The sequence below is a fragment of the Enterococcus sp. GPZ-007 genome, from assembly GCF_059374735.1.
This window is the reverse complement of the sequence record NZ_JCAFYN010000025.1, coordinates 1-26,036: the sequence shown is the minus strand read 5'-3', so window position 1 is coordinate 26,036 and position 26,036 is coordinate 1. Positions and strand designations below refer to the sequence as shown.

Genomic DNA, 26,036 nt, shown 5'->3' with positions numbered 1-26,036 from the left:
CTTTAAAGTAAGATATAAGCAACGATCAAATTCAAAACGGTAGCAGCCCATGCCCATGGCATTCCCGTCATTAAGAATGTTTTAGTATCCAGTCCTGCATACTGCACAGACCATAAATTCCATGATTGTGTAATACAAGCTGAGACACCCATCATTGAAGGCACAACCAGCAGTCCGTACAGGAAGTATTGATCGAACATACCAGTTCCTACTAATATCGCAGCGGTAGCGGCGCCAGCACCATATAGCATCAACGGACCACGGAAGTATGAAAGCGGCGCGATGATCGCAACGATGATGATCAAAACAAGCTTGCTGCTTGGAATAATTTCCTGGAATACACTGGTAAAACCTGACATCGCATGAACCGCAGCAGATTGGAACATCGTTAAGACGAAGAGCATGATCAGCAAGCCAGCGATATCACTGATCGCATGTTTAGCGGTTTCATTCATCATTGTGACGAACTTACTGTAACGTTTCATGTTTCCTGTCGCTGCAAAGGCAATAATCGTCGACAGTAGAAGTGCTGGGACTGCATCCCATTTAGCAAATATGCTTAGAGCTACTGGCATGACTGGTAATACGTAAGTCCAAATTGGAACTTCTACTACTTCTTTTTCTGTAGTACTTTCAACGATTTCAGGTTTTCCGTTACGAATTTTCTTTGCGTTGAACAATATGAAAAGTATCAAGATCACCATCTGAACGCCCATTGCAACAAAACCAAAGCGTTGGTAATGCGGTCCCCATGCTACTTTTGGAAAGAAGACCTGAAATTGGACAAACAACACATTGTTAACATACATCGCTGCACCAATAGCAATCGTGAAAACTGAGACAGCAATGTTTTTCGGAACACCAATCGAAAACATGATTGGAAATAAGATGACTCCTACAGCGATAGCTGATCCGACACCATAAGAACTCGTGAATATTAAAGCGATTACAAGAGCGATTAAAATCGTTGCTAATACGGGACTTTTCTTACCGACCTTTTCCGTGCGCCGACTAATACTGCCAGCGATTCCCGTATCGACTAAGACTCGTCCAAACCAAGATCCAAAGATAATATATGCCGCGGTCTTACCATAATTCAGAACCGGCTCTGTGAAAATTTCTTTTACCGCTGTATTGAAAGGCACCATTCCGATAACCGTCCACAAGATTGCCATTACGAAGAAGCCGACTGTTAAGTTTCCACCCTTCATAGCATAGAGAACAAAGATGATAAAGGTTACGGCTAATAAGATTCCAGTTATTGCGCTACCCATTTCGTTCACCTCCTAATAATTGTTTAATTCGCTTAAAATGCGTTGGTATTTTGAAATTGGTTTGGCATGATCTTCAACGAAGAAGTCATTTTCCATATGGTTGAATTTTTGAATTAAGTAATAACCTGTTAGGTAAGCTGCTAATGCTTCCTTGGCAGCTTTTTCCATATCTTCCTTATCGATCTCAGGACGATGAATCGTTTCCATAAAATGGTAAGCAAATTTTTCTGGATCGATTTTTGTTTGTTGTTCTGTCATTAGATTTCACTCTCCAATAATTCTTTGGCTTCTAGAATCTCTGCATTGGCAGTTGTTGGATACTCAATTGCAACCGGAACATTTTTTGGTAGAATTTGTAAGACCTTACGCCAATCAATTTCACCATGATCTAATCCCGCCGCTTGTGGTTGTTCGTCTGTATAGGCTACATCTTTCACGTGAATATAATGTACGTAGCTTTTTAATAAATTGGCCGCCTCAATTTCATCCTCACCAACGAAGCGCCAGTTACCTAAATCATAAACGTAACCAATATGTAATTCCGCTCGCTTCACTGCCTTCATATAATTACTGATGGCTTTGATCGTACCTGAAGTTTGAGTTTGATCATTTTCAATCGAAATCTCTACACCTTTTTCAAGAAGCGCTTTCAATTCAGTTTCATGAAGCTCTCCATTGAAATCGCCAATATTCCATTTAATGTGTTTTACACCCATTTTTTTGGCCTCTTCTAAATACTGCTCTAATCTTGGATTGATCTTTCCATCTACATAGACTTCGTCCGGAACACTGTAGAACAATTGCATGTTTAAACGTTCAGCTTCCGATTGAATAACATCAATTTCATTATTAATATCTTTAAAATACTCTCTTCTGATTTCTACTTGATTAAACCCTAAATCAGAAATCTCTTTTAACAAATCGCTTTGCAACGCACCATCTGCTACTCTATCTGCAAAAACTAAAAAATTAAGCACTAATCTACTATCCTTCATAAAATCGCGTCCTTCCAATTAGTTAACCGGTTTCTATACTCGTATAGTAAACCGGTTTCCGAAAATTGTCAACGGTTTCAGATTTAAAAAACATATTATTTTGAACAAAATAAATAAGCAATGTATGGAAACCGGTTCCTATACATTGCTTATTCACTAAATTATTTTTATAAAATAACAGATATTAAACTGATTTTCGCCAACGAATATCTGATGGAACAATAATTTCCTGTCTTTCTTGCGGTTCTTTCAGTAATTTTAAAAGGTTCTGTGCGGCAATTTTGCCAATCTTTTTAGAAGGCTGCTCAATACTGGTAATCCCTGGTCCGACTAGCTCAGTTAAGTTCCAATCATCAAACCCAGTGATACCAATTTTTGCGGGTATTTCAATTTCTTGTTGGATCAACCATCCCAAAACATCCATCAACATTCGACCATTGGAGGCAAAAAGCAAGCTCTTTTTCGATTCAGCAATAGTTGGTCGAAGTAAATCAGGTAATTGATTCTCATCAGTAATTTCAAGCAGCTTGCAGGTTTTTCCTGCTGCTTGAACGGTTTTTTTGACGGTTTGATAACGTAAGTCCCGAGTACTCACATCTTTGACCGGTTCACTTACAACGACCACATTTTCATAGCCTATATTTAAAGCTTTTTCCAAAACTTCTTGGGTGGCAGCAATATTATTGGTCATTACAGAAGACCATTTTTCCGGTTCAGTTTGCCGATCAACTAACAAGAGCGGAATATTTCGTTCAGTAATAAACTCGTAGTTAGCTGTTTGTCGCGAGGATGGCTGCAGAATAATTCCTTCCACACTCTGATCTAGTAGTTTTTCCAACAACTCTTTTTCTTGCGTGACTGAATTAGCAGCATCCACAATGATCATTTGATAGCCACTTTGTTCAAGTACAGACCCGATTCCTTTTAATAGTAATGAGGAATACAGATTGGAAATATCGGCAACCACTACACCAATCAGATAACTATGTTTTGATTTTAGTGACTGTGCTTGTTTACTTGGACGATAGTTTAGGCGTTCGATCACTTCTGCGATCTTCGCTTTGGTTTCCTTCGACATATTGCCGTAATTATTATTAAGAAAGCGTGAAATCGTTGTTTTTGAAACGCCCGCTTCTTCCGCAACCTCTTTGATGGTAATTTTTTTCATGTGCTCTTCTCCGACTATCTTTTTTTAATATTGTAGCGAATTTTTAAACGAATGGAAAGACAACCAATCTAATCACTCACTTAAAGAGATTCCGGTAAGGCATTCACATACATTGCCAAAGCATCGTTACTCTCGTCTAACACACGCATGGTTTTCCTATTTGGCTTTGTATAGATTACGTTATAATCTCGTTCACCTAAACGTGTGTCTGGATTAAAAGCAAGATGCTCCTTATTCATAGAAAACTGTGCATCAATTCCTGTTTTATTTCCACGGGCATCGAGCCTAATCCATGCATCCTGGGATTTTATGTATACGGCGTTCAGTGCATGGATACAATACCGCTTATCTACTTCATCAAAAAGAAGCAGCTTTTGATAGCAATAACCGGTCGAAATTCCGGCTCTTCGCAATAATCCTGTCAGTAAATTGGCTTTTGCATAGCAAATTCCGTGTCCGCTTTCTAAAACTTCAACAGAAGTCTTGGTCACTCTGGTCGCTTGGATATCCCACGAATGATCAATTTTATCTCTAACATAATAAAAGGCTCGTTGAATGCTAGCAATTTCATTTTCAGTATTTGAAGAAAGCTTTTGACTTAAGTTTTTTATCGCAGGCTCATTCAAACATATCTCCGGTAAATCTTGCAGATAATCAGCTAGCTTATCCGATTCTAATTCCATGCTTCGCCCTCCTTTTACAGCTCCAATTCAAAATCATAGGTCTGGTCAATCAAAATATAGTTGCATCCATATTTTTGACACATCGCCAAAGTTTTTGCATTCTCATTAATCATTGTTTCAATCGTCAAATCAGAATCATCCAACCTCTTTTCAATCGTATTAGCGAATTTTTTGATATCAGAGAAATGCGACTTTATATAATCTTCTGTCATAACCAAACAATAATAGCGAATCTCCTGCAAATATTCCTCTGAAAATGATTGTTTCCAATCAAAAGGAACATAAAGTCCTTCGACAATGAGATGCTGTTTATTTTCGATTGCAGTCTTAATGATCTCCTTCAAAATACGCCATAGATACGGTGTAAGTTCTTTATCATCTGCTGGTGTCAATTTTGTTTCACCGCTGCGGATCAGCCCCATCTTCAGATGATCAATTGATAAGTAAGGATAGTGATACTTTTCTAACAGCTTCTGGGCCAAAACTGTCTTACCCGTATGTGAGGCACCAGTAATAATAACAATCATGTCGATCAATCCTTTTAAGTAAAGTTTTTGAGTAAAAAAATGTAATGATGTTTCCATTGTTTTCTTTTATACTTATTGTAATCGAATTCACTTAGGATTTCAGTTCCTCTTCTAATCCATTATTTGGAAAATGATTATACTAATAAAAATAGGAGTGTTCCCATGGAAAATTATCGTGTTGCTTTTTTTGATATTGATGGCACATTAGCCGATAACAATTTGCCTCATGCGTTATCTTTCGCTGAACGGATTCCTGATTCTGCCAAACTCGCCCTCCGCAAATTGAAAGAAAACAAGATCGAACCTGTAATCGCATCTGGTCGTCATTACGGTGCCCTGGCTGACCTAGCACATGGCTTAGGAGTAGACAGTGTCATTTCATCCAATGGAAACTGTGTCCATTATCAGGGGAAAATGATCCATCAGAATATTATCCCTCAGGAACTGTTAGTAGAATTACTCGATTACTTGGATCAATTTAAGTTAGAATGCTTGATCGAAACGCCTCACGAGCTATACTGCTTTGAAACAAACCAGTACAAAGGCGACCGTTACTCGAGAAAAACTTTTTTGAGTAAATCAGATCCCCTGCCAGATGACGTCATTCAACTGATTGTGCCTTGGAGTGACAAAGCTGATTTCAAATTGGAGATGGATTCACCCTTAATCGTAGAAAAAGTGGCACCTGTTGCGGCTAATATCCACTTAAAAACGGGAACGAAGGCAGAGGGAATCCATAAAATTTGCGAATCAATGAATATTACTGCTAGACAAGCCTTGGCCTTCGGAGATGAAGAAAATGATTTTACCATGTTTGATGTGGTCGGATTTCCCGTGGCAATGGGGAATGCAGCGCCAGCTTTAAAAGAAAAAGCTGCTCATGTGACAACATCTGTTGGAGATGACGGCATCTGGAAAGCCTGTGTCGATCTAGGATTAATCACTGAATAGAAAAAATCCGCCAGAAGAATAATCTGGCGGACTTTTTTAGCGTTCATTGATTTCTTCGTATTCCCGATCTTCGGAAACTTCCATATAAGCAGGACGAATTATTTTTTGCACGTTGATCAGTTCTTCGATTCGATGTGCCGACCAGCCAACGATCCGAGCAATGGCAAACATCGGTGTATATAACTCTTGCGGCAGATCCAACATGTGGTATACAAAGCCGCTAAAGAAATCGATATTCGCACTAACCCCCTTATAGACTTTACGTTTCTCAGAGATAATTTCAGGAGCTAATCGTTCAACTTTGCGGTATAAGTTGAATTCTGCTGATGCCTCGGAACCTTTTTCCGCCGCTAATTTTTCTACATAACGTTTGAAAATCTCAGCTCGCGGATCAGATTCAGCATAAACCGCATGGCCCATACCGTAGATCAAGCCTTGCTTATCAAAGGCCTCCTTATTTAGGACCTTTTCCAAGTAGGCTCGAATCTCGTTCTCATCTTCACAATCATTGACGTTCGCCTTTAAATCTTCCATCATCTGAGTCACCTTAATATTGGCGCCACCATGCTTAGGACCCTTTAAAGAACCTAGAGCCGCTGCGATAGTTGAATAAGTATCCGTGCCGCTGGAAGTAACAACTCGAGTTGTGAAGGTTGAGTTATTCCCTCCGCCGTGTTCCATATGTAAAACCAATGCCATATCTAACGTTTGCGCTTCTTGGAAAGTGTACTTCTTATCTGGGCGCAGCATCGTCAAAATAGCTTCCGCAGTACTTAAATTTTCATCTGGGCGGTGAATATACATACTATCACCTTTGCTATAGTGATTATACGCATGATATGAATAAACTGCGATCATAGGAAAAATAGCAATCAATGATAAACTTTGATCTAAAACATTCTCAATACTGATATCATCTGGTTTATCATCATAACATCCCAATGTCAGAACGCTGCGGGAAATCATATTCATGATATTATGTGATGGCGCCTTCATAATAACATCACGAACAAAGTTGGTCGGAAGCGTTCGTCTTTTACCGATCAACGCCTTGAATTCCGCCAGTTCTTCTTTGGTCGGTAAGGAGCCAAATAATAACAAGTAACTGACTTCTTCAAACCCTAGACGTTCTTCAGAAACAAATCCGTTCACCAATTCATTGATATCGATTCCGCGGTAACGCAATTCTCCATATTTGGATATAACCTTATCACCATCCATAATTTGCGGATGAATCGTCGAAATATTGGTCAAACCGGCCAATACGCCTTTTCCATCGAGGTCACGCAACCCTCTTTTTACGTTATGTTTCCTATATAAAGAAGCATCTAAATAATCCTCTTTTCGGCATATTTCAGCCATTTGGTGCAAATCTAACATTCTTGTGTCCTCCTAACCATATTTAATTTTACAATCGGGTTAAGAAACATTATAACACCATTGGCGTAAAATGAAATACTTTTAATAATATCATTTACTTTCTTTTTCTTTATTCGTATAATAAACCCATCTGATTTTAAACGATAACGTACTCAGGAGGGATTTTGGATTGAATTGGAAAAAAGAGCTTTTCGTCAATAACGAACATTATACATACTACGATCTTTCATCAATTGTTAAGTCGTACCAAAAAAACATCGCTGATTATCCATACAGCATTCGTGTATTATTAGAAAGTTTGGCACGTCATCAAGAACTTGTTGATTTAGAAAATTTGGTTGCTTTTGATGCAAGTCAACCGTCAGGAGTTGTTCCATTTAGACCATCGCGAGTTGTTTTACAAGACTTTACCGGAGTTCCAGCGGTTGTTGATCTTGCGGCGATGCGTGACGCGGTAGTGAAGCTGGGCGGAGATCCAAGAGTCATCAATCCAGAGATCCCTGTTACTTTAGTCGTGGATCATTCAGTTCAAGTGGATTGTGCTGGGACTAAAGAGAGCTTGGCTTATAACACCGAGAAAGAATTTGAACGAAATCATGAACGTTACCAGTTCCTGAAATGGGCACAGCAAGCCTTTGACAATTTTGAAGTTGTTCCGCCTGAAACAGGGATCATCCATCAGGTTAATCTTGAATATTTATCGGATGTTATTTTGAAAAATGATGAAAACTTGCTGTTCCCTGATTCATTAGAGGGAACAGACTCCCATACGACCATGATTAATGGTCTTGGTGTACTTGGCTGGGGTGTCGGCGGCATCGAGGCCGAAGCTGCTATCTTAGGCGAGGCTTCCTATTTTCCTACTCCTGAAGTAATTGGTGTGGAATTGACTGGAGCATTGAGCCCGGGCGCCACCGCAACTGATTTAGCACTATATCTGACTGAACTTTTACGTAACGAAAAAGTTGTTGGTAAATTTGTCGAATACTTTGGAACAGGTTATAAGAGCTTGAGTCTTTCTGATCGTGCGACGATCGCAAACATGGCCCCCGAATATGGCGCTACTTGCGGCTTCTGCCCGATTGATGAAGAAACTTTAAGTTATCTTCGCCTAACTGGTCGTTCCGAAGAGCAGGTCGCTTTGGTCGAGGCTTACGCAAAGCAAAACCAACTATTTTATGATGGTACCGAAACACCGTTTTATACCCGCGTGATTCAATTAGATCTATCAACAGTGCATTCGTCTCTTGCTGGACCTAAGCGTCCGCAAGATCGGATTCCTTTAGCCGAGGTAGCAGAAAATTTCCAGGCTTCATTGACTAATCCAAGCGGTCCAAAGGGCTTTGGTTTGGAGAGCGATGAAATAGATCGCAAAGTTGCAATCACCGGGAGCGACGATGCGATTGAGACCGGTGATCTTGCTTTAGCGGCAATCACCAGTTGTACAAACACAAGCAATCCCTCTGTCATGGTAGCTGCTGGTTTATTAGCTAAAAAAGCGGTTGAACTAGGTTTGAAAGTCCCTGCGATAATCAAAACTTCTTTGGCTCCTGGGTCCAAAATCGTGACGCAATATTTGGAAAAAGGCAATTTGCTTGAGCCTTTAGCTGATTTAGGTTTTGATATCGTCGGCTATGGCTGTACAACGTGTATCGGGAACTCTGGTCCATTAGCTGAAGAGATCGAAACGACAATTAAAGATAGCGAATTAGTCGTTTCCGCTGTCTTATCTGGGAATCGAAACTTTGAAGGACGTATTCATCCGTTAATCAAAGCGAACTATCTAGCCTCTCCGCCTTTAGTGATTGCATATGCTCTGGCTGGTACGGTCAAAAAGGATTTAACAACCGAAGCTATAGCGACAATCAACGGGAAAGAGATTTTCTTAAAAGATCTGTGGCCTTCTCAAGAAGAAGTAAATGCCTATATCAATGATTTCTTGAATCCTGACGATTTCCGCGAAGCCTATAAAAACGTTTATCAATCTAACGAACGCTGGAATCAAATAGAGACCTCTGTTGGCGATTGTTACGAATGGGATGACGCGTCTACCTATATCGCAAATCCGCCATTCTTTACCAATCTAGGCAAGAAGAGCGATGTTGAAAATCCACTAGCTAACCTGCAAGTTTTAGCCAAATTTGGCGATACCGTCACCACCGACCATATTTCTCCAGCCGGAAACATCGGACTTCAATCACCTGCTGGGAAGTATTTAAAAGATCGTGGTCTGACCTATAAAGACTTCAACTCATTTGGTTCTCGACGAGGCAATCATGAAGTCATGATGCGCGGTACATTTGGGAACATTCGGATACAGAACCAACTGACCCCTGATACTACTGGGGGTTACACAAGATTAGCGACGACTGGCGAAGAATTGTCAATCTATGATGCGGCGATGCGCTATCAAGAAGAACAAATCGGCACGTTGATTCTTGCAGGTAAAGACTACGGCATGGGATCCTCTCGTGACTGGGCAGCTAAAGGAACGAATCTATTAGGTGTGAAAGCTGTTTTAGCTGAGAGCTACGAACGTATTCATCGCAGCAATCTAGTGATGATGGGTGTAATCCCATTTGAATACCTACCGGGCGAAACTGCTGATTCACTTGGTTTGACCGGCTTGGAAAGCTATAGCTTTGATTTTCCTGCTGAACCTACGATTAACCAAGTGGTCGATGTGACTGCAAAAGGTGAAATAGACACCCACTTCCAAGCAAAATTACGCTTCGATTCTGAAGCAGATATTGCTTATTGGAAGAATCAGGGAATTTTACCATTAGTGATTAATAAAAAAATGCAAAAGGAGCAAGCATAATGACAAACACATTGAATCCAGTCATCCCCTACATCGAAGGAGATGGGATCGGACCAGAAATCTGGCAGGCAACTAAAAAAGTCGTTGATGCAGCAGTCTCCTCCGCATACTCTGATGATCGAAAAATCAATTGGTTAGAGATTCTTGCCGGTGAAAAGGCCTTTAATCAAACAGGTACGTGGCTTCCTGAAGAAACATTGGAAGCCATCAAGGAACATAAAGTTGCAATCAAGGGACCTTTGACGACTCCTATTGGGGAAGGTTTCCGTTCCCTGAACGTTACCTTGCGTCAAGAGCTGGATTTATATGCCTGTGTACGTCCTGTACGATATTTCAAAGGAGTCCCTTCTCCTTTGAAAGAACCGGAAAAAACCGATATGACGATCTTCCGTGAAAATACAGAGGATGTCTATGCTGGAATCGAATTTGCCAAAGGGTCGGAAGAAGTAAACAATCTTTTGAACTTTTTAACTAAACAACTGTCTGTTACTAAAGTTCGCTTCCCGGAAACCAGCGCGTTAGGAATCAAACCGATCTCTCAAGAAGGCAGCGAACGATTGATCGGGGCAGCACTTGATTATGCTATTGAACAAGGGAAAACACGTGTCACCTTAGTCCATAAGGGAAATATCATGAAGTTTACTGAAGGCGGCTTTAAGAACTGGGGCTATGATTTGATTGAAAAGAACTATCCACAAGCCTTCACGATGAATCAATTCAAAAAAATCGCTGCTGATTCAGGCAACGAAACAGCAAATGCAGCACTAGAGGAAGCAAGAAACGCAGGTAAAATTATCGTTGATGATGTCATCGCAGATAATTTCTTGCAGCAGATACTCCTATATCCAGAAAAATATCAGGTCGTTGCTACAACGAATTTAAACGGCGATTATATTTCTGATGCCCTTGCTGCACAAGTTGGTGGAATCGGTATCTCACCAGGAGCGAACATTAATTATAATACTGGACATGCAATCTTCGAAGCCACTCATGGAACTGCGCCTGACATCGCTGGTAAAGGCTGGGCGAATCCTTGCTCATTACTGCTTTCAGCTACCATGATGCTCGATCATCTTGGTTGGTTTGAAGCTAGCCATAAAATCATGTCGGCCATTGAACAAGCATTACTAAGCAATCAAATGACACATGATTTTGCTCAAATGCTTGAGATTGAAGAATTATCAACATCTAAGTTCGCCGACTGCTTAATTGAGTCAATGTAAAATGCTTAGCAAAAGAAACCCATGGCAGAAATTTCTCCATGGGTTTCTTTATGCACATATTAACGCCATTACGATCTTTATTAAAGAATAGTGAAACTATTTTTTTGAAGAATTATAAGAAAAAAGGAGACGTTATTTTATTTGGTCATTGATTAATCATCTGAAAATTAAGCACAAAAAAATCACTCAAATAAGTTATCTGAGTGATTTTCTTTAAACAGGACGGTCTGTTAACTAAAGAAACATTCTTTAGAAACAATCCCTGCTACTTCACTATATTTAATTAGTACATGTCCATTTACTTGATCAATCTTATCTGCATCTAAACCGTAAAAGCGCTCAACATTCACGATGCAGCCATTATTCTCTTTACGGATCACCTCTCCAATGATCGGCCGAGCAAAATCAGTTTTCCGGCATTCATAGCTTTCCCCTACAATAATCGCTTCTTTATTCATTCAACCACCTCATTAATGTTTTATACTACACTTATATAGTAGCATTAAGCGGAATGAATTACTACATTAAGGGTGTTATTTATCAAATAACCATCTTTTTTGCTATTTTTTAAATTTTTAGTTTAAATTTTCTAGTAATAACGTCACATATTGTTCCAAGTAAAATTGATCAATTTGATCATACATACTGATCTCAGAACTGTCTAAATCTAATACACCAACTAATTGATCGCCTTTTTTCATCGGCACAACGATTTCTGAGCGTGCCGCTGAATCACAAGCAATATAATTCTTGTGCTCCAGCACGTTTTCAACGATCAAGGTCTGATTCTTCTCAGCCGCCTCTCCGCAGACCCCTTTTCCCATTGCAATATGAACACATGAGACATTGCCTTGGAATGGGCCTAAGATCAATTCATCATTTTTGAACAAGTAATACCCTGCAAAGACCGTTTCTTGTAACGTTTGATTCAGCAGAGCTGATGAGTTTGCCAGATTGGCGATCAGATCAGTTTCACCTTCCAGTAATGCTTTTTGCTGCAACAATAATAGTTTATATGCTTCTTCTTTTGCTTCTTGATTTTTCCAGGACACAATAATTCCTCCTAATTTCTATTCAATAAAATAAATATTTCTTTGGTCGTGCCACTCTCGATATTCCCGCGTGTAAAGAGCGTCGACACTTTTGGTTTATTCTACCCCAATTCGATGAATAACTCCATTGTTTAAAATATAGGCGATCAAACAAAAAATAAGAATTAAAACTCAGTAACACATTGGATTGTCAAGTGATTTATCACTTATTTCTCCGTCATAATATTTCATTATCATTACAATCTATACGGTTAGATAAAAATTCAAATACTTTAAACTTTTTCTTCACAAATTCTTATATAATTGAACGCGAAAGATGAAAAAAGCGAGGGAATCCATTGATTAAGTTAAAAAAATATACAGCACTAACTTTATGTGCCTTAACCTTAACCGCTACCCCAATTAGTGTTCTAGCAGATGAGTACGATCAAAAGATTGCCGATCAAGATAAAAAGATCTCTGACTTGCAACAAACAGAACAATCGGCTGAAAACCAAAAAGCAGCTTTGGAACAGCAAGTTGCCGCTGTTGAACAAGAAGTGCAGGCTGTCTTAAAAGAAAAAACGAACGAAGAAAAGAAATTAAGCGATTTGACCGCTAAAATTGCGATTCTTCAAGAAAAAATCCAAAAACGTGACGAACAGATTCGTAGCCAAGCGCGTGATGTTCAAACGAAACAAGATTCAGCCTCGCTCGTTGATGCTGTAATCAATTCTAAATCTGTTGGCGAAGCCGTGAAAAAAACAATGGCTGTCTCTACTATTCTAACAGCTAGCAAAAACATCATGGAGCAACAAACAAAGGACAAAGCTGAGCTAGAAAAGCTTGAAAAAGAAGCCGAACAACGCTTGCAATCGATCAACAAGAAAACTGCTGAACTAAAAGCGAAACAAGAGCAATTAGTTCAAACAAAATTAGATCAGCAAGTGAAGATCAATGAGATCCAAGCCAGCATCGCAACTGAAAAAGGCGAAAAAGAGAAATATGAAAAACAAAAAGAAGAAGCTGAGAAGAAACGTCAAGCAGCTTTGAAAGCCTTGGAAGAACAGCGTAAAAAAGAAGAAGAAGCACGTGCGAAAGCACAAGTTGAGGCTGAAAAACAAGCGAAGATTGCAGCTGAGGAAGCACAAAAAGCGGCCGAAGAAGCGGAAAAGCAAGCGGCTGCAGCTGAAACTGCTAAACAAAAGCAAGAAGCAGAAATCGCTCAATTGGAAGCTGAGAAACAAGAGCAACAAGCAAAACAACAAGAACAGCAAGCACAAACCGTTACAGATGCTGGAGCTAGTCAAGTTACTACAAACCCAACAGCTCCAACGACAAATGAAGCAAAACCTGCGACAAACAGCAGTGGTTGGGCTTCACCTTTGTCAATCGGATTAGTCGTTACTAGTCCATTTGGACCGCGTCAAGACCCAACAGGAGCCTCTGGTACTCAGCATGATGGCATCGATTTTGCTGGAGCTGCTGGTACTCCGATCATGGCTTCTAAAGGCGGAAAAGTCGTAGAAGCAGGTTTCCATTGGTCAGCTGGTAACCATGTTGTGATTCAGCATCCAGACGGCTACTATTCATACTATATGCACATGGTCTCTGCACCAAGTGTCGGTACTGGCTCTGAAGTCAGCGCTGGACAAGTTTTAGGCGGTATGGGAACGACTGGTAACTCAACTGGTGTTCACTTACACTTCGGTGTATCTACTGCATTATGGTCAGGCTTTGTTAACCCTGCCCCATTATTAGGCGTTTAAGAACGATAAAAAAAGTGTAAAGCAATCATCAGAATATCTCTGATCATTGTTTTACACTTTTTATTTATTACAAGAAAGGATGTCGAAGATTGACGATTGATGAAATTATTACTTATTTGCAAGCTTCTTCCTCAGAAAAATTCAAAAAGAATATTATTAAATTTGGCATTCCTGCGGAGTATACAATCGGTGTCCCCACTTCTGAACTGCGCAAGTTCGCGCGAAAGCTTCCTAAGGACAAGGATTTTCTAATGGAACTGTGGCAGACGAATTATCATGAATGCAGAATCCTCGCTGTATTGGCGCTCAAGCCTAAAGACTGTACGGATGAAGACATCAGCTACTTTATGAGCGGGATCATTTCATGGGATCTCTGTGATCTTTTTTGTAAAAGTATTCTGATAAAACAAAGCGACTTTGACCATTTCATTAGGGATTGGATCAATTCTGATGAATTATTTTACAAACGGGCAGCTTTTACCTTAATCGCTAGTACTTCCACCCATGCCTCTCTTTCCATCTCAGAAATTAAGGATTATTTAAAAATGATCGCTGATTATTCTGATGACGATCGCTTGTTAGTAAAGAAAGCCGCCTCTTGGGCGCTAAGAGAACTTGGAAAAACCAATGAAGAAGCAAAAAACTTAGCTATAGAAGCCGCTGAAACGATGCAAAAAGAAGATTCGAAAGCAAAAAATTGGATCGCTAAAGATGCGTTGAAGGAACTGACGATTTTAGTCCAAGCACCCGGACGCTCCCGCCTGATCTCATCAAAATCAAAAATGGGTAAAGAAGTTTAAAACAGCAGAACTGCAGGTAACCTGCAGCTCTGCTGTTTTTATTCTGCTTCTTCGATATCTTTTGTGATTTCCTCTAGTTTGATCTCGTTTGATAAGTAATCCGCATTTTCCGTTGGAAAGTGTTGGCGGAATTCTGCCAACTCCATCAAATCAACTGTTCCATCTGCTAACTCAAAATCCAGAACATGCCCGCCAAATTTTCGATCATCACTGATAAAATGCAAATGGAAACCAGCAGCGGCAGCCCCATGAAATAATCTTGGTGTAAAGAAACCAACGATCGTTCCTGAAATGTTATCCGCCTCAAATTCTGGTTGATTGCGGGCGATTTCCACGAAACGCGGATAGGGCTTCTCTTGTTTTGGAGCCACCCGCACGTGCATGTGCTTGAATGTCCCATCTATTTTCACAGCCGCGAATAGATTATGGCTGATTTTTTCAAGAATTGCTTTTTTAACCGAATCGTCAGAAACTTGCGTTAATGAAAATGCTTCATCTGACTCAAAATTAGTCACTGCCGCATAGGGTGTCAGCTCATCGCCAGATAACAGATTAACCCTTCCTGTTTCGTCTGCTTGGTAAATGACGCCATCCAAGAAAATGACTTCTCCATTGGACCCTTCCAATGTACCTAAGCCAAAGTCGCCGTAGTTAGACAAAGTCCCGATTTTTTCGGTGCCGTCCATTAGATCCTGCATCAATCCGCCAAGTGTTCCATGCTGGTAGATATAATTTTTAGTTTTCACTGTCATGAGAAATCCCCTTCTACTTCTGATTGCTGTATTCGATAGATAGTCCTTTTAATAAAACTGATCCGGTAAAATCGTCTTACCTAATTCTTTGTTATCAGAGTAATCGATTGGAATATCGATAATCACAGGACCTTCAGTTGCTAAACCTTCTTGAATTGCTGCTTCTAATTCAGCTTTTGACGTTGCACGTAGTCCTTTTGCCCCAAAGGCTTCCGCATATTTCACAAAATCAACCGGACCAAAATGAACCCCTGATGAACGATCGTATTTCATTTCTTCTTGGAATTCCACCATGTTGTAGCTGCCGTCATTCCAGATCAAGTGAATAATCTTTTGTTTCAATCGAACCGCCGTTTCTAGTTCTTGTGCTGAAAACAGGAAGCCACCATCGCCAGAAATTGAAAAGATTTGCGTATTAGGTCGAACTAACGCAGATGAAATTGCCCATGGTAAAGCAACGCCCAAGGTTTGCATTCCATTGCTGAATAATAAGTGACGCGGTTCATAACTGCGGAAATGACGGGCCATCCAAATATAATGACTACCGACATCAACTGTTACCGTCATTTCATCGGTGACATTTTTTTGCAAAGTATCGATTACTTCTAACGGATGCACACGGTCTTCAACTGTTTCACTTTTCTGTTTGCCGTTGGCTAATTTTTCTTGCAGTGTCGATAAATAATGATCTGCATCCGTTGATAATTGATAGTTGTCGATCGAATCGCTTAATTTTTCAATCGTTTTCGCGATGCTGCCGATCAATTCAGCTTCTGGCTGCATGTATTGATCGATTTCCATCGGCACTTCGTCTATTACTACAATACGTGCATCTTTCTCTGCATTCCAGTTTCGTGCTTCGTATTCGATTGGATCGTAACCAATTGCTAAAACTAAATCACTGCGTTTTAACAACATATCGCCTGGTTGATTGCGGAACAAACCTACACGACCAAAGAAATGATCTTCCAATTCACGAGAAATAATCCCGGCACCCTGGAAGGTTTCAACAACTGGCAAGCCAGTTTTTTCGACTAACTTACGAATGGATGCTGTTTCTTTTTTGCCAGAGGCTCGCATACCGACTAATAAGGTTGGTAGTTTCGCTTCTTGGATTCGCTTTGCTAAATCCGTGATGTCTTCATCTGAAGCTGCACCTAGAATTGGTGCAGACAAAGGCTTGATTGCTTCTCCCTTAACTTCTCCATCGGTCACATCTTGCGGAATGGATAAGAAGCTGGCTCCTTTTTTAGCCGTCTTAGCGATCCGGAAAGCATTGGCAATATTTTCTGATAAGGTCTCTGGATCTTGGATTTCTGAACTATATTTTGTAATAGGAGCAAATAGCGCTGCATTGTCCATACTTTGATGTGTTAATTTTGAAAGATCGGAACGTTTTACCTGCCCAGCTAACGCTAAAACAGGATCGCCTTCCGCTGTTGCAGTAACTAATCCTGTAGCCAAATTACTTGCTCCAGGGCCGCTTGTAGCGATTACTACACCGGGTTCTCCAGTCAGACGACCGATTGCTTGTGCCATAAAAGCGGCATTTTGCTCATGACGAGCCAAAATTAATTGTGGCCCGTGATCTTCTAATGTATCAAAAACACCATCGATCTTGGCACCGGGAATACCAAAGATATATGGTACGTTATGATTTTCTAAACTTCTTACAATGATTTCTGAACCTTTTTTGCTCACTGTATTACATCTCCTTAAAATCTGTATCACTTACATTTGACAATATAGCATCATTGTATTTATTTATCAACGATGAAACATCGATAATAGTTGTTTTATCAGAAAATCATTGAAATTTTCATTTTTCTCAATTATTTACATGTTTTCCGGTCACAACTACTTTTAAAGACAAGAATTTATTGACAGCTACTTCATTTTAAATGGAGTGTTTTTCCAAAAAATCGTAAAGACGGTTCTATCTTCACTACGCATTCGATTCTACCAATCACAAAAAAAGCCTCATTTCTGAGACTTCTAGCTTTACTCTGGAAAATTAAATTCTGCAGCCCAATCAAAATCGCCGGAGGTTTCAAAGCTTTGCGGCCAATGCGCACACCAGTCGGGGCCTTTGAAGGTTTCTAACACATCTGAGCTCGCTGTATAGGGCTTGATATCTAGAATCGGGCTATCATCTTCCGCGTCCAAATACTCGAGATAGACTTTGTTTCCTTGGATACTGGTAATTTTTGCAGCCGATAAAGCAATCGGATTGGGTCTAACCGGTCCGCGTGTAGCAAAGGTTCCTAATTCTTCGGGTCCATTAGTATAAGGCTTGCTGACAGTGGTTCCTCTTAGTTCAGGAATATCTAAATGATGGAACCAATACAAAACATATAAATGACTAAAATCATCCAATCCAATCAAACCCTCTTGATATTCCAGCAAAAGCTCTAAATAAACACCTGCATCTGTCTGTTTTACTTTACCGATTTCTTTTATTTCCATGACAAATTCCCCTTTTCTTCAAATAATATTTTGAGTCGCGACCTCTAATTAGAAGATAAATCCTCACGTTATGTGAGAGTCAAGGGAATTAATGGAATTTGTAATTCTGTTAGATATTCTTCTGGATTGTCCGTATGTTCTGGTCCTACGTGACAGATTTGTCGAGTTGCTTTCACCATTTCAAACTCTGGATGTTCGTCCAGCCATTTAGCGAATGATTGATAGGCTTCCGGCAGCTGATGATAATTTCCTTCCACAAACATGATCGCAGCGTGCTCAAGTTCGGGAAGCTGTCTCATCTTCAAGGGACTCTGAGCTGCCGCTTCTGAAACAATCGCGACTTCTACATCCACACCCTCTTCCAGATATTCTTTGTCATGAAAAATCGTTAAATTTTGATCAGGCTCGGGGGGAAATTCGATTTGCTGCTTTTCCACAAGAGTCTTGAACTCTTCCCATAATAATCCTTCATGATAAAAGCTCTTGATTTTTTTTCTTAGGCTAACGATAGTACAAGCTGGGACATTTTTTATCGCCACCTGATATTTTCCTTTATGCTTCATTCGTTGGATCATTTGATGGATCTGCTGCTGACGAAATTGATCACGCTGAATCTCCTTTTCGATTTCACGATCCTTTTTTAATAAAGCAGCGGTAAAAATCTTCGGATCCTGCTGAATCAGGCTTTTTATCTCTTTTAATGAAAATTTCAATTCACGCAGTAAAACAATTTGGGCCAGCACTTCTAATTGTTTCACTGAATAGTAACGATAGCCGGATTCTTCATCGACTAATATGGGGTGAAGCAGATCAATCTCGTCGTAGTGGCGCAATGTGCGAATCGATACTTGTCCGAGTTGGGAAAATTCCCCTATTTTCAACAATAAAAACACCTCCATTACTAATTATACCGATACTTTCGATTGTTATCAGCTAAAATTTATGGGATAATTAATACGAACATTCGTTCTAGGAGGTGACGCTATGCATTATAAAGAATACAAAACAATTTTATCAGCAAAAAACGGTCTAAATCTTTTCCGCGGCTGTACACACGGATGTATATATTGCGACAGCCGCAGTGATTGCTACCAGATCAACCATACTTTTGAAGATATTGAAATAAAGGCAAACGCACTAGAAATTTTTGAACAGGAACTGCAGAGACGCCGCAAACCTTGTATGATTGGCACTGGAGCAATGACTGATCCCTATATTCAATTAGAACCACGCTTAAAAATCACACAGGGTGCTTTGGAATTAATCGATAAATATGAATTTGGTGTAGCGATCCAAACAAAATCTTCTCGAATCTTACGCGACTTAGAAGTCCTAAAGTCAATCAATCAGAAGACAAAAGCGGTCGTGGAGATGACGTTAACAACTTATGACGAAGAGTTGTGTAAAATTCTGGAGCCTTACGTTTCCACTACTAAAGAACGTTTTGAAACCTTGATGACGTTCAAAGAAGCCGGCATTCCCACCGTCGTTTGGCTATCCCCCATCTTACCTTTTATTAATGACAGCGAAGAAAATCTGCGGGGAATTTTAAATTATTGCATTCAAGCAGGCGTCAAAGGAATTCTCTGTTTTGGTTTTGGTGTCACCATGCGTGCCGGCAATCGTGAGTATTTTTATGAGCAACTGGATAAGCATTTCCCTGGTATGAAGAAAAAATATCAGTATGCATTCGGTGATAATTATGGCTGTAATAGTCCAAATAATGATCGGCTAATGGAGATTTTCATCGACACATGTCAAAAACATGATATCCTTTGGAGGACAGAAGAAGTTTTTGGTTATTTACATGAATTTGAAGATAAACGTGAACAGCTCTCCTTATTTTAGAAAAGTAGAATAAAATGCTTGCTCTGAAACTCGTTTCATAACTTATACTTCCCTTGTAAAGAAAAAAAGGAGGAATTTTTTATGAATACGTATGTAAAGGTTCAACAAGCTGATACACAAGAACATTTTCAAGTTTCCCTGCATTTTTCTAAAGATCGATTAAGACTGGTTAGAAATCGCGGTTTACGGCGACCAATTATCGAGTATCTTAAAATGTCTGAAATCAAACATTTATTCATTAATGAAATGTTAGGATGTCCAATCGTCAGTTTCTTTTATCAGGATCGTCGATATACGTTTTATCAATTTGGTCCTGCTGTCATTGAATATTTGAAAGAAAATTTAGCTGCTTAAAGCAAAGAGGTGTTTCCATGGCAAATATCCGCGATATCGCAAAACTCACTGGCTACTCTGTCTCCACGATTTCTCGTGTCATCAACAATCATCCTTATGTCGATGACGAAAAACGAGCTAGGGTGCTGGAGGTTATGACAGAGTTGAATTATGTGCCTAATCGATCCGCTCAAAATCTGAGTTATGGCAAAACAAAAAACATCGGAGTAATCCTGCCTTTTGTTAATCATGCCTATTATGATCAGATGCTCAGTGGCATCCTACAAGCGGCCTTTGACCATGGATATCAGATTAGTTTGCTACCCACCAACTATGATCAAGAATTAGAGAAACGCTATCTAGAAGAGTTCGCAAAACGATCCTTTGATGGCTTGATCGTCACTACGAAATCTAACCCGATCAAAGAATTTTTTGACTATTTCCAATATGGTCCCATCATCTTTTGTGAAGAGATTCCAAATGCTGATGTCAGCTGTGTCTATATAAATCTTAAACAATCCCTTCGAGAAGCTTTCTCTTACATGAAGGAAAAAAGGATTAAGCGTCCCGGAATGACTTTGGGGCGGAGTAAAAATATCAGTCATAACTCAAGATTCTCGATCCGCATCGCGAAGGATGTCTATCCTGATTTTGATGAGGCTAATATTTTTTGGGATTGCATCATGGCTTCTGACGGAATTCAAGCTGCCCATTTTTTTAAAGAACAAAAGGTCGATGGTATCTTGACATTTGGTGACGATATTGCCGCTACTATTTTGCAGCAATATAGCACAAACAAACCTTTAGTGATTGGAAGGGAAAATTTGCTGATCAGTGAAGTAATGGGCTTTTCTACGCTAGATCACCACTTGCCTGAATGCGGGAAAAAAGCTTTCGAAGCTTTTTATCACAATAAACACGAGAAAATCTGCGTTCCCCATGATTTTATCAAACGCTAAATACACAACCAGTTGATGTCCTATTCAGCTGGTTTTTTTGTGGTTTGTACGCATGGAAAGTTAGCTTTACATTTAATTGAATTTGGTTTATAATTAATGTATGGAAAGTAAACTTTCCTTAATTGAGGTGATGAAATGAAAAATCGCTTAGAGGAAATGCGTAAAGAACGTGGTATAAAACAAGAAGAGTTGGCTGTTTCTTTAGAAGTATCCCGACAAACGATCGGCTCATTGGAGAATGGTCGGTACAACCCCTCCATTCTTTTGGCCTTCAAAATTGCTCGCTATTTTAATGTCAGCATCGAAGATATTTTCATTTATGAGGAGGAAGTACAATGAAAAAATCAACGCTCTATACAGGTTTTGTTTATTGTTTTGTCGGTATTACCAGCATGGTCATCGCATTAATGACAGAATTTCGCCTTGAGGCTTTACTATGGGGGATCACTGGAGCGGGTATTGTTCCAGGTATTATCATAATTGGAAAGTATTTTTATTGGTTAAAACCAGAGCATCAAGCTGAATATGAAAATCGGAGACAAATGGAAACAATTGATTTGAAGGACGAACGAAAGATTATGCTGCGCGATAAAAGCGGGCGTCTAGCCTATATCGCAACGATGATTTTACAATTGGCCTTAGCGTTTACCTTCTCTATTCTAAGTATCCTGGGATATTTCGCTCCGTTTTCAAGATATGCCTGTATTGGTTTAGGAGGTCTATTGATTCTCCAATATATTTTTGGCATCATCGCTTACAATCGCTTAAGTAAGACATTGTAGTTATCCGAATAGTGATGATCGGAAAGTTTTTTAGAAAAATACTTTATAAATGTAAAGCCAAGCAATCAATTACTTTCAAACTTGATCGTAATTGATTGCTTGGCTTTTTTTATTATTGATTTTCTTTGATAAATTGTGACAGTGCCTCATCTATTTCTGCGCCATGACCGGACATAAGATGCCCGCCATCAGGAAATGAAACAAAAGTAGCTGTGGGAAAACGTCGGACTGCTTTTGACATTGCTGAATAATCGGATAACTTATCATCCTTTGCGTGGAAAATCAATGTTGGAACCTTCAACTTCTCAATCGGATACTCAGCAAAATTTCTAGCCATATCTGGATTAGTGATGGAGGCATCTATCACCATCCCTTCTTTCCGTTCGTTTACAGGCATCATTTCATAAATGGTCTCTGATTTCATCCCCATGATTGGACCAAAAAGTGGTTTCATGAGCCACATGGCGTAATTACTACACAAAACAGCAGGCGGACCTTGGTACTTCATGTATTTTTCAGGTTTCTTGGTCAACGGAGCGGCTGAGCAATACAAGATTAATCCCGCTGTCCTTTCTGGATAATCCAGTGCAAAACGAAGGGCATTCGTCCCGCCGGCCGAAGTCCCCAGCATGTAAACTTTTTCGATTCCTAATTTGTCCAACAACTCAACATAAGCTTTCGCTTGTGAGGCAGGTGTCGCATCCTTTGGTGTATCGCTTCCCAAATAGCCAAACCGTGAAGGTGCGATAATTCGATAATCCTCCGCTTTATCTTTGACTGTATCAAATGCTTGATCATAACCGCCGCTGATACCATGTGCCACGAGAATTGTTTCCCCGCTTCCCTCATCAACATAAGTCATATCACCATAGCTCAACTCTGCTTTTTTTGCTTGATATGTTTTTAGTCTTTCTTCACCTTGTTCAACAGCTTTCTGACACAAAAACCACTGAACCAGTAAATAAAGCAATAGCATCATCAGCAAGGTAAGTACGATCCGTATAATCATTCTTCGCTTTCCAGCTTTCATCTTTTCTTCTTTCTAGTATCCTATTCAGTTTCTAAAAAAATTGTATCAACCTCAAACCAGATGTTCAATCATTGTCAGAAAATAGATATTCAATTTTTTTAATTAATACAAAATTATAAGCAAACAATTTTATTGCTGACTTTTTGGACAAAATACTCATCATGTTCAATCAAGATTAAGGTTGGCTTGACTCGTCGCAGAAGTTCTAGAATTTGTTTCTGATTGAAGACATCAAGATAATTCAACGGTTCATCCCAGAAATACAAATTAGCCGTTTGTGATAAAGATTTTGCCAGTTCGACTTTTTTCCGTTGTCCCATACTCATATCCTGGATGCGGTTAGCAAAAACACGACGCTCCATACCGAGTTTTCTCAAGTTGTTTAAAAATTGTGAGTAATCCAATCGTTCTTTTTCCGCAAAATCCTCTAATGACCCTTGATTGCTTTCGTAATTTTGGCGCACCCGACTGATCTTCAATCCATTTGCACGATGGATCATGCCGGTAATCTCCCCTTCAAACTCACCTAATAAAGCTTGGATCAGTGACGTCTTACCACTTCCATTTCTTCCTGTAATTGCTATACATTCGTTAAGTAGTAACTCAAAATTCTTTCCATTCAACAAGTTTTTTCCCAAATAGCTTAACGATAAGTCTTCTACCTGCAAAATTCGCCGATGATAACTCGGTTCATAAGACATTTTGAGTGCATCAACGGTTTCAATATTTTTCAACAATTTTTCCTTCTCACCGATCTGCCCTTCCACCCGCTGAATGATCGCCTTCGAACGTTTCATCATACGTGCAGCATCGGCTCCGATCGCTCCTGGACTAACACGTCGATATTCTGTATCGATCCAGCCCTTGGGTTTATTCATTTTGTCTTTTTCCCGTGAATTGGACCACTCAGCTTTTTCTTTGGCTGTTTTTTGCAGCCGAGTGATTTCCTTTTTCAGCTTGTCGTTTTGTGCCTGTTCATAGGCATCTCGTTGAGCTTTTTGGTCTTCATAGATCGAGAAATTTCCGTGATAGAGAATCAATTGACTTTTCTCAATGGCTAGAATATGATCGACGGTTTGATCCAAAAAAGTTCGGTCATGACTGACTAAGATGTAGCCTTGCCGCTTCTTACCAAGATACTCCGCTACCTGCTGTCGTCCTTTTATATCTAAATGATTCGTCGGTTCATCAATCAAAGGAAACGATTGATCATCCAGAAACAAGAGTGCCAAAAGGACTTTGGTCTGTTCGCCGCCTGACAAAGTAGAAAAAGATCGCCACAGAATATCCAGATCACAACCCATCAGGGTCAATTCTCGCTCCAGCTTCCAAATATCTAATTCTTTCTCTTCCGACAGTGCATAATACGTTAGCTGCGTTGGATCATTGATTTTTTTGGGAAAATAGTTCATTTCTAATTGGTGGGTAATCTGTCCTTGGTAAGGCAGCTTTTCTTGTAATAAATTCAATAGCGTCGTTTTTCCACGTCCGTTTCGTCCAACTAGGCCAAGTTTCCAATCTGCTGAAATATTTAATTGCGCATCATCAAACAGCAATGTTCCTAGTTGATCATAACCAAATGTTAAATGCTCGATTTTAATGTTTGTCATAATAAACACCTCGTTTTGACTTCAAATGAAGACAATAAAGACCCAGTTATTTTCGAAAAACTGGGCCGCTGAGCTATTTTTAGACAAACAGACCTATAGAAAAATAAGCCTTCTTTGCACAAAAAAGAACCCCGCTGTACATCCACCAATTTTTCGAAAATCTGCACACTGCTCCCTTAGTCTCCTGAGGTACAGTCTTAATGCAGCTTTTCTACTTCATTGATGAATAATACATACGGGATCCCTCACTTTTCTTTTTATGATTTTACGATAGCACGAAAACGCTTTATCGTCAAAAAATCTTAAGAATCTCTTGCCGTTAGAATCCGTTTATTCTATCAGCTCTTTCTATTCATCAAAATATTTTTCTTGTACCATTTTCATGATTTCTGCTTCGGTCAGTTTCTTCGTCTTGTTCGCAAAGTCATAATATGCTGGTTTTTGATCGTAGTAAACTTCCGTCGATAAAACAGCATCTTCCTGATCATCGAATAGATCAATTGGGATACTGTAGGCATCCGTCGGCAATAAATGGTAAAACAAATTTGAACCGCACTGGGAACAAAAGCCTCTTTCGGCCCATTCAGAAGATTTAAATCTGGTAACTAAGTTTTCTGGTTGAATACGAATATCGTTTGCTGTTCCGGCTTCGACAGTCAAAAGCGGGCCTGAGCCCCATTTTCGACACATGGAACAATGGCAGGCGCCCACTTCTGAATGAAAATCCTTCACCTTGATCGATACCTTGCCGCATAAACAGGTTGCTGTTTTCATTGAATCTCCCCCCTTTTATTCCATTATAAAAAAAGACAAATCAGATACTTGATCTGACTTGCCCTCTTTCAAAATAATTTCATGGATTTTCAGATTTCAGAAGCATGAGCCGATCAATGATCGCTGGAATTTCAGTACCATTCCTCTCCAGTTTCTTCAGCTCATACAGCCAGCGATCTCCAACCGATATCAATTCGTCCTGGTCCGGCTGATGGAGAGAACTCAAAACGTTCTTAGGTTCTCTTTGATCAAAATTTCTCATGCTCCGATGAATCGCAGAAATACTATAACCGGCTTGTCGCAGCATATAGATAACATAGAAACGATCAATCATTTCCTCGGAATATACTACCTGCTTCTCCGTTTCTAAAGGAACGGCATGAACTAATCCGTTTCTTTCCCAATTTCTTACAGCCTCAACGGTGACGCCAAATCTTTCAGCTACATCTTTTCTACTGTACCTTTTGGGAGCAATTTTTTTATCTAAATCTTTTTTTCGCTTGCTCCAATCGTGTAATACTTTCCCAGCATACTCAGCTACAATAATCTCCTGCCTGATGGCTTCAATATAATTTTCGTAGCGGCTTCGACTCAATGACCAATCCTGATCAGCTATAGAATGCAGCAAGTCATTACCTGTATCTCTAATATGCCTTTTAGTAAATGGATAGCCAAAGATGCGCCGACAGATTTGCAGCTGAAGAACATGCAGTTCAGTGAACTCTCGATAGCCGTTCTTATTCCGCCTAGCTTTACTGATGAAAGAAGATTTTTCATATAACCGAATAGTATTTGGGTGAACATCAAACATTCTGGCTAAATCAATCGGATGGTAAAGTTTATTGTCATTCATCCTACAT

The 26,036-nt window shown here is 39.7% G+C and carries 27 protein-coding genes; 10 read left to right on the top strand and 17 right to left on the bottom strand.

Annotated elements, in window-relative coordinates:
• Positions 1-2: 2 nt before the first annotated feature.
• The 6 genes from AC4J95_RS13200 to AC4J95_RS13175 all read right to left on the bottom strand — a co-directional run bounded on the left by AC4J95_RS13200 (position 3) and on the right by AC4J95_RS13175 (position 4,647).
• Positions 3-1,274, bottom strand: coding sequence for a gluconate:proton symporter (locus tag AC4J95_RS13200; RefSeq protein WP_494550289.1), 1,272 nt, complete (start codon positions 1,272-1,274; stop codon positions 3-5).
• A 12-nt stretch (positions 1,275-1,286) separates the two neighbouring features.
• The gene (locus tag AC4J95_RS13195; RefSeq protein ID WP_316402685.1) at positions 1,287-1,532 is read right to left on the bottom strand and encodes a hypothetical protein; all 246 of its coding nucleotides are present in this window, start codon (positions 1,530-1,532) and stop codon (positions 1,287-1,289) included.
• Positions 1,532-2,269, bottom strand: a complete 738-nt coding sequence (locus AC4J95_RS13190; RefSeq protein ID WP_494550288.1) for a sugar phosphate isomerase/epimerase family protein — start codon at positions 2,267-2,269, stop codon at positions 1,532-1,534. The genes AC4J95_RS13195 and AC4J95_RS13190 overlap by 1 nt, the downstream gene beginning before the upstream one ends.
• Positions 2,270-2,453: 184 nt before the next feature.
• On the bottom strand, positions 2,454-3,437 hold the full coding sequence (locus AC4J95_RS13185) for a LacI family DNA-binding transcriptional regulator (RefSeq protein ID WP_494550287.1): 984 nt from the start codon (positions 3,435-3,437) through the stop codon (positions 2,454-2,456).
• Positions 3,438-3,517: 80 nt separating this feature from the next.
• Positions 3,518-4,120 carry a transglutaminase-like domain-containing protein gene (locus AC4J95_RS13180; RefSeq protein WP_494550286.1) on the bottom strand — a complete coding sequence of 201 codons (603 nt, stop codon included), beginning with the start codon at positions 4,118-4,120 and terminating at the stop codon, positions 3,518-3,520.
• Positions 4,121-4,134: 14 nt separating this feature from the next.
• A complete protein-coding gene (locus AC4J95_RS13175) occupies positions 4,135-4,647 on the bottom strand; it encodes a P-loop nucleotide/nucleoside kinase family protein (protein ID WP_494550285.1) in 513 nt (170 codons plus the stop codon).
• 162 nt (positions 4,648-4,809) lie between these two features.
• Between AC4J95_RS13175 and AC4J95_RS13170 the strand changes: the two genes are divergently transcribed.
• On the top strand, positions 4,810-5,598 hold the full coding sequence (locus AC4J95_RS13170) for a Cof-type HAD-IIB family hydrolase (RefSeq protein ID WP_494550284.1): 789 nt from the start codon (positions 4,810-4,812) through the stop codon (positions 5,596-5,598).
• Between the two features lie 36 nt (positions 5,599-5,634).
• Here the strand turns inward: AC4J95_RS13170 and AC4J95_RS13165 are convergent, their stop codons facing one another.
• The gene (locus tag AC4J95_RS13165) at positions 5,635-6,960 is read right to left on the bottom strand and encodes a citrate/2-methylcitrate synthase (protein WP_410470518.1); all 1,326 of its coding nucleotides are present in this window, start codon (positions 6,958-6,960) and stop codon (positions 5,635-5,637) included.
• A gap of 187 nt (positions 6,961-7,147) precedes the next feature.
• On the opposite strand from AC4J95_RS13165, the gene acnA reads away from it, so the two are divergent.
• Both acnA and icd read left to right on the top strand, forming a co-directional pair.
• Complete coding sequence (gene acnA, locus AC4J95_RS13160) at positions 7,148-9,799, top strand: aconitate hydratase AcnA (protein WP_494550283.1); 2,652 nt, start codon at positions 7,148-7,150, stop codon at positions 9,797-9,799.
• Positions 9,799-11,022 (top strand): NADP-dependent isocitrate dehydrogenase, encoded by a 1,224-nt coding sequence (gene icd, locus AC4J95_RS13155; RefSeq protein WP_494550282.1) that lies wholly within the window; start codon positions 9,799-9,801, stop codon positions 11,020-11,022. The genes acnA and icd overlap by 1 nt, the downstream gene beginning before the upstream one ends.
• A 230-nt stretch (positions 11,023-11,252) precedes the next feature.
• Here icd and AC4J95_RS13150 read toward each other — a convergent pair whose 3' ends face one another.
• A complete protein-coding gene (locus AC4J95_RS13150) occupies positions 11,253-11,480 on the bottom strand; it encodes a hypothetical protein (RefSeq protein WP_316402676.1) in 228 nt (75 codons plus the stop codon).
• A gap of 117 nt (positions 11,481-11,597) precedes the next feature.
• On the bottom strand, positions 11,598-12,074 hold the full coding sequence (locus AC4J95_RS13145) for a GAF domain-containing protein (RefSeq protein WP_494550281.1): 477 nt from the start codon (positions 12,072-12,074) through the stop codon (positions 11,598-11,600).
• Between the two features lie 338 nt (positions 12,075-12,412).
• On the opposite strand from AC4J95_RS13145, the gene AC4J95_RS13140 reads away from it, so the two are divergent.
• A complete protein-coding gene (locus AC4J95_RS13140; RefSeq protein WP_494550280.1) occupies positions 12,413-13,822 on the top strand; it encodes a peptidoglycan DD-metalloendopeptidase family protein in 1,410 nt (469 codons plus the stop codon).
• Positions 13,823-13,911: 89 nt separating this feature from the next.
• On the top strand, positions 13,912-14,622 hold the full coding sequence (locus tag AC4J95_RS13135) for a DNA alkylation repair protein (RefSeq protein WP_494550279.1): 711 nt from the start codon (positions 13,912-13,914) through the stop codon (positions 14,620-14,622).
• 38 nt (positions 14,623-14,660) lie between these two features.
• Here the strand turns inward: AC4J95_RS13135 and budA are convergent, their stop codons facing one another.
• From budA to AC4J95_RS13115, 4 genes are all read right to left on the bottom strand, one after another.
• Positions 14,661-15,374: an acetolactate decarboxylase gene (budA, locus tag AC4J95_RS13130; protein WP_494550278.1), complete on the bottom strand. Its 714-nt coding sequence runs from the start codon at positions 15,372-15,374 to the stop codon at positions 14,661-14,663.
• 48 nt (positions 15,375-15,422) lie between these two features.
• The gene (gene alsS, locus AC4J95_RS13125) at positions 15,423-17,075 is read right to left on the bottom strand and encodes an acetolactate synthase AlsS (protein ID WP_494550277.1); all 1,653 of its coding nucleotides are present in this window, start codon (positions 17,073-17,075) and stop codon (positions 15,423-15,425) included.
• Positions 17,076-17,375: 300 nt separating this feature from the next.
• Entirely contained in the window at positions 17,376-17,840 is a 465-nt protein-coding gene (gene tsaA, locus AC4J95_RS13120; protein ID WP_494550276.1) for a tRNA (N6-threonylcarbamoyladenosine(37)-N6)-methyltransferase TrmO, read from the bottom strand.
• 68 nt (positions 17,841-17,908) lie between these two features.
• The gene (locus AC4J95_RS13115) at positions 17,909-18,733 is read right to left on the bottom strand and encodes a MerR family transcriptional regulator (protein ID WP_494550311.1); all 825 of its coding nucleotides are present in this window, start codon (positions 18,731-18,733) and stop codon (positions 17,909-17,911) included.
• A 91-nt stretch (positions 18,734-18,824) separates the two neighbouring features.
• On the opposite strand from AC4J95_RS13115, the gene AC4J95_RS13110 reads away from it, so the two are divergent.
• From AC4J95_RS13110 to AC4J95_RS13090, 5 genes are all read left to right on the top strand, one after another.
• Positions 18,825-19,688 (top strand): SPL family radical SAM protein, encoded by an 864-nt coding sequence (locus tag AC4J95_RS13110; protein ID WP_494550275.1) that lies wholly within the window; start codon positions 18,825-18,827, stop codon positions 19,686-19,688.
• Between the two features lie 81 nt (positions 19,689-19,769).
• Complete coding sequence (locus AC4J95_RS13105; RefSeq protein WP_494550274.1) at positions 19,770-20,042, top strand: hypothetical protein; 273 nt, start codon at positions 19,770-19,772, stop codon at positions 20,040-20,042.
• 17 nt (positions 20,043-20,059) lie between these two features.
• Positions 20,060-20,980, top strand: a complete 921-nt coding sequence (locus tag AC4J95_RS13100; RefSeq protein ID WP_494550273.1) for a LacI family DNA-binding transcriptional regulator — start codon at positions 20,060-20,062, stop codon at positions 20,978-20,980.
• A gap of 135 nt (positions 20,981-21,115) precedes the next feature.
• On the top strand, positions 21,116-21,319 hold the full coding sequence (locus tag AC4J95_RS13095; RefSeq protein WP_494550272.1) for a helix-turn-helix transcriptional regulator: 204 nt from the start codon (positions 21,116-21,118) through the stop codon (positions 21,317-21,319).
• Entirely contained in the window at positions 21,316-21,762 is a 447-nt protein-coding gene (locus tag AC4J95_RS13090) for a hypothetical protein (protein ID WP_494550271.1), read from the top strand. Before AC4J95_RS13095 ends, AC4J95_RS13090 begins: the two co-directional genes overlap by 4 nt.
• A 112-nt stretch (positions 21,763-21,874) precedes the next feature.
• Here AC4J95_RS13090 and AC4J95_RS13085 read toward each other — a convergent pair whose 3' ends face one another.
• The 4 genes from AC4J95_RS13085 to AC4J95_RS13070 all read right to left on the bottom strand — a co-directional run.
• Positions 21,875-22,792 carry an alpha/beta fold hydrolase gene (locus tag AC4J95_RS13085; RefSeq protein ID WP_494550270.1) on the bottom strand — a complete coding sequence of 306 codons (918 nt, stop codon included), beginning with the start codon at positions 22,790-22,792 and terminating at the stop codon, positions 21,875-21,877.
• 113 nt (positions 22,793-22,905) lie between these two features.
• Complete coding sequence (abc-f, locus tag AC4J95_RS13080; protein ID WP_494550269.1) at positions 22,906-24,402, bottom strand: ribosomal protection-like ABC-F family protein; 1,497 nt, start codon at positions 24,400-24,402, stop codon at positions 22,906-22,908.
• Positions 24,403-24,750: 348 nt separating this feature from the next.
• A complete protein-coding gene (locus AC4J95_RS13075) occupies positions 24,751-25,176 on the bottom strand; it encodes a GFA family protein (RefSeq protein WP_494550268.1) in 426 nt (141 codons plus the stop codon).
• 79 nt (positions 25,177-25,255) lie between these two features.
• Positions 25,256-26,036 (bottom strand): MerR family transcriptional regulator (locus AC4J95_RS13070; protein WP_494550267.1); only part of this gene is annotated, 781 nt, incomplete at its 5' end.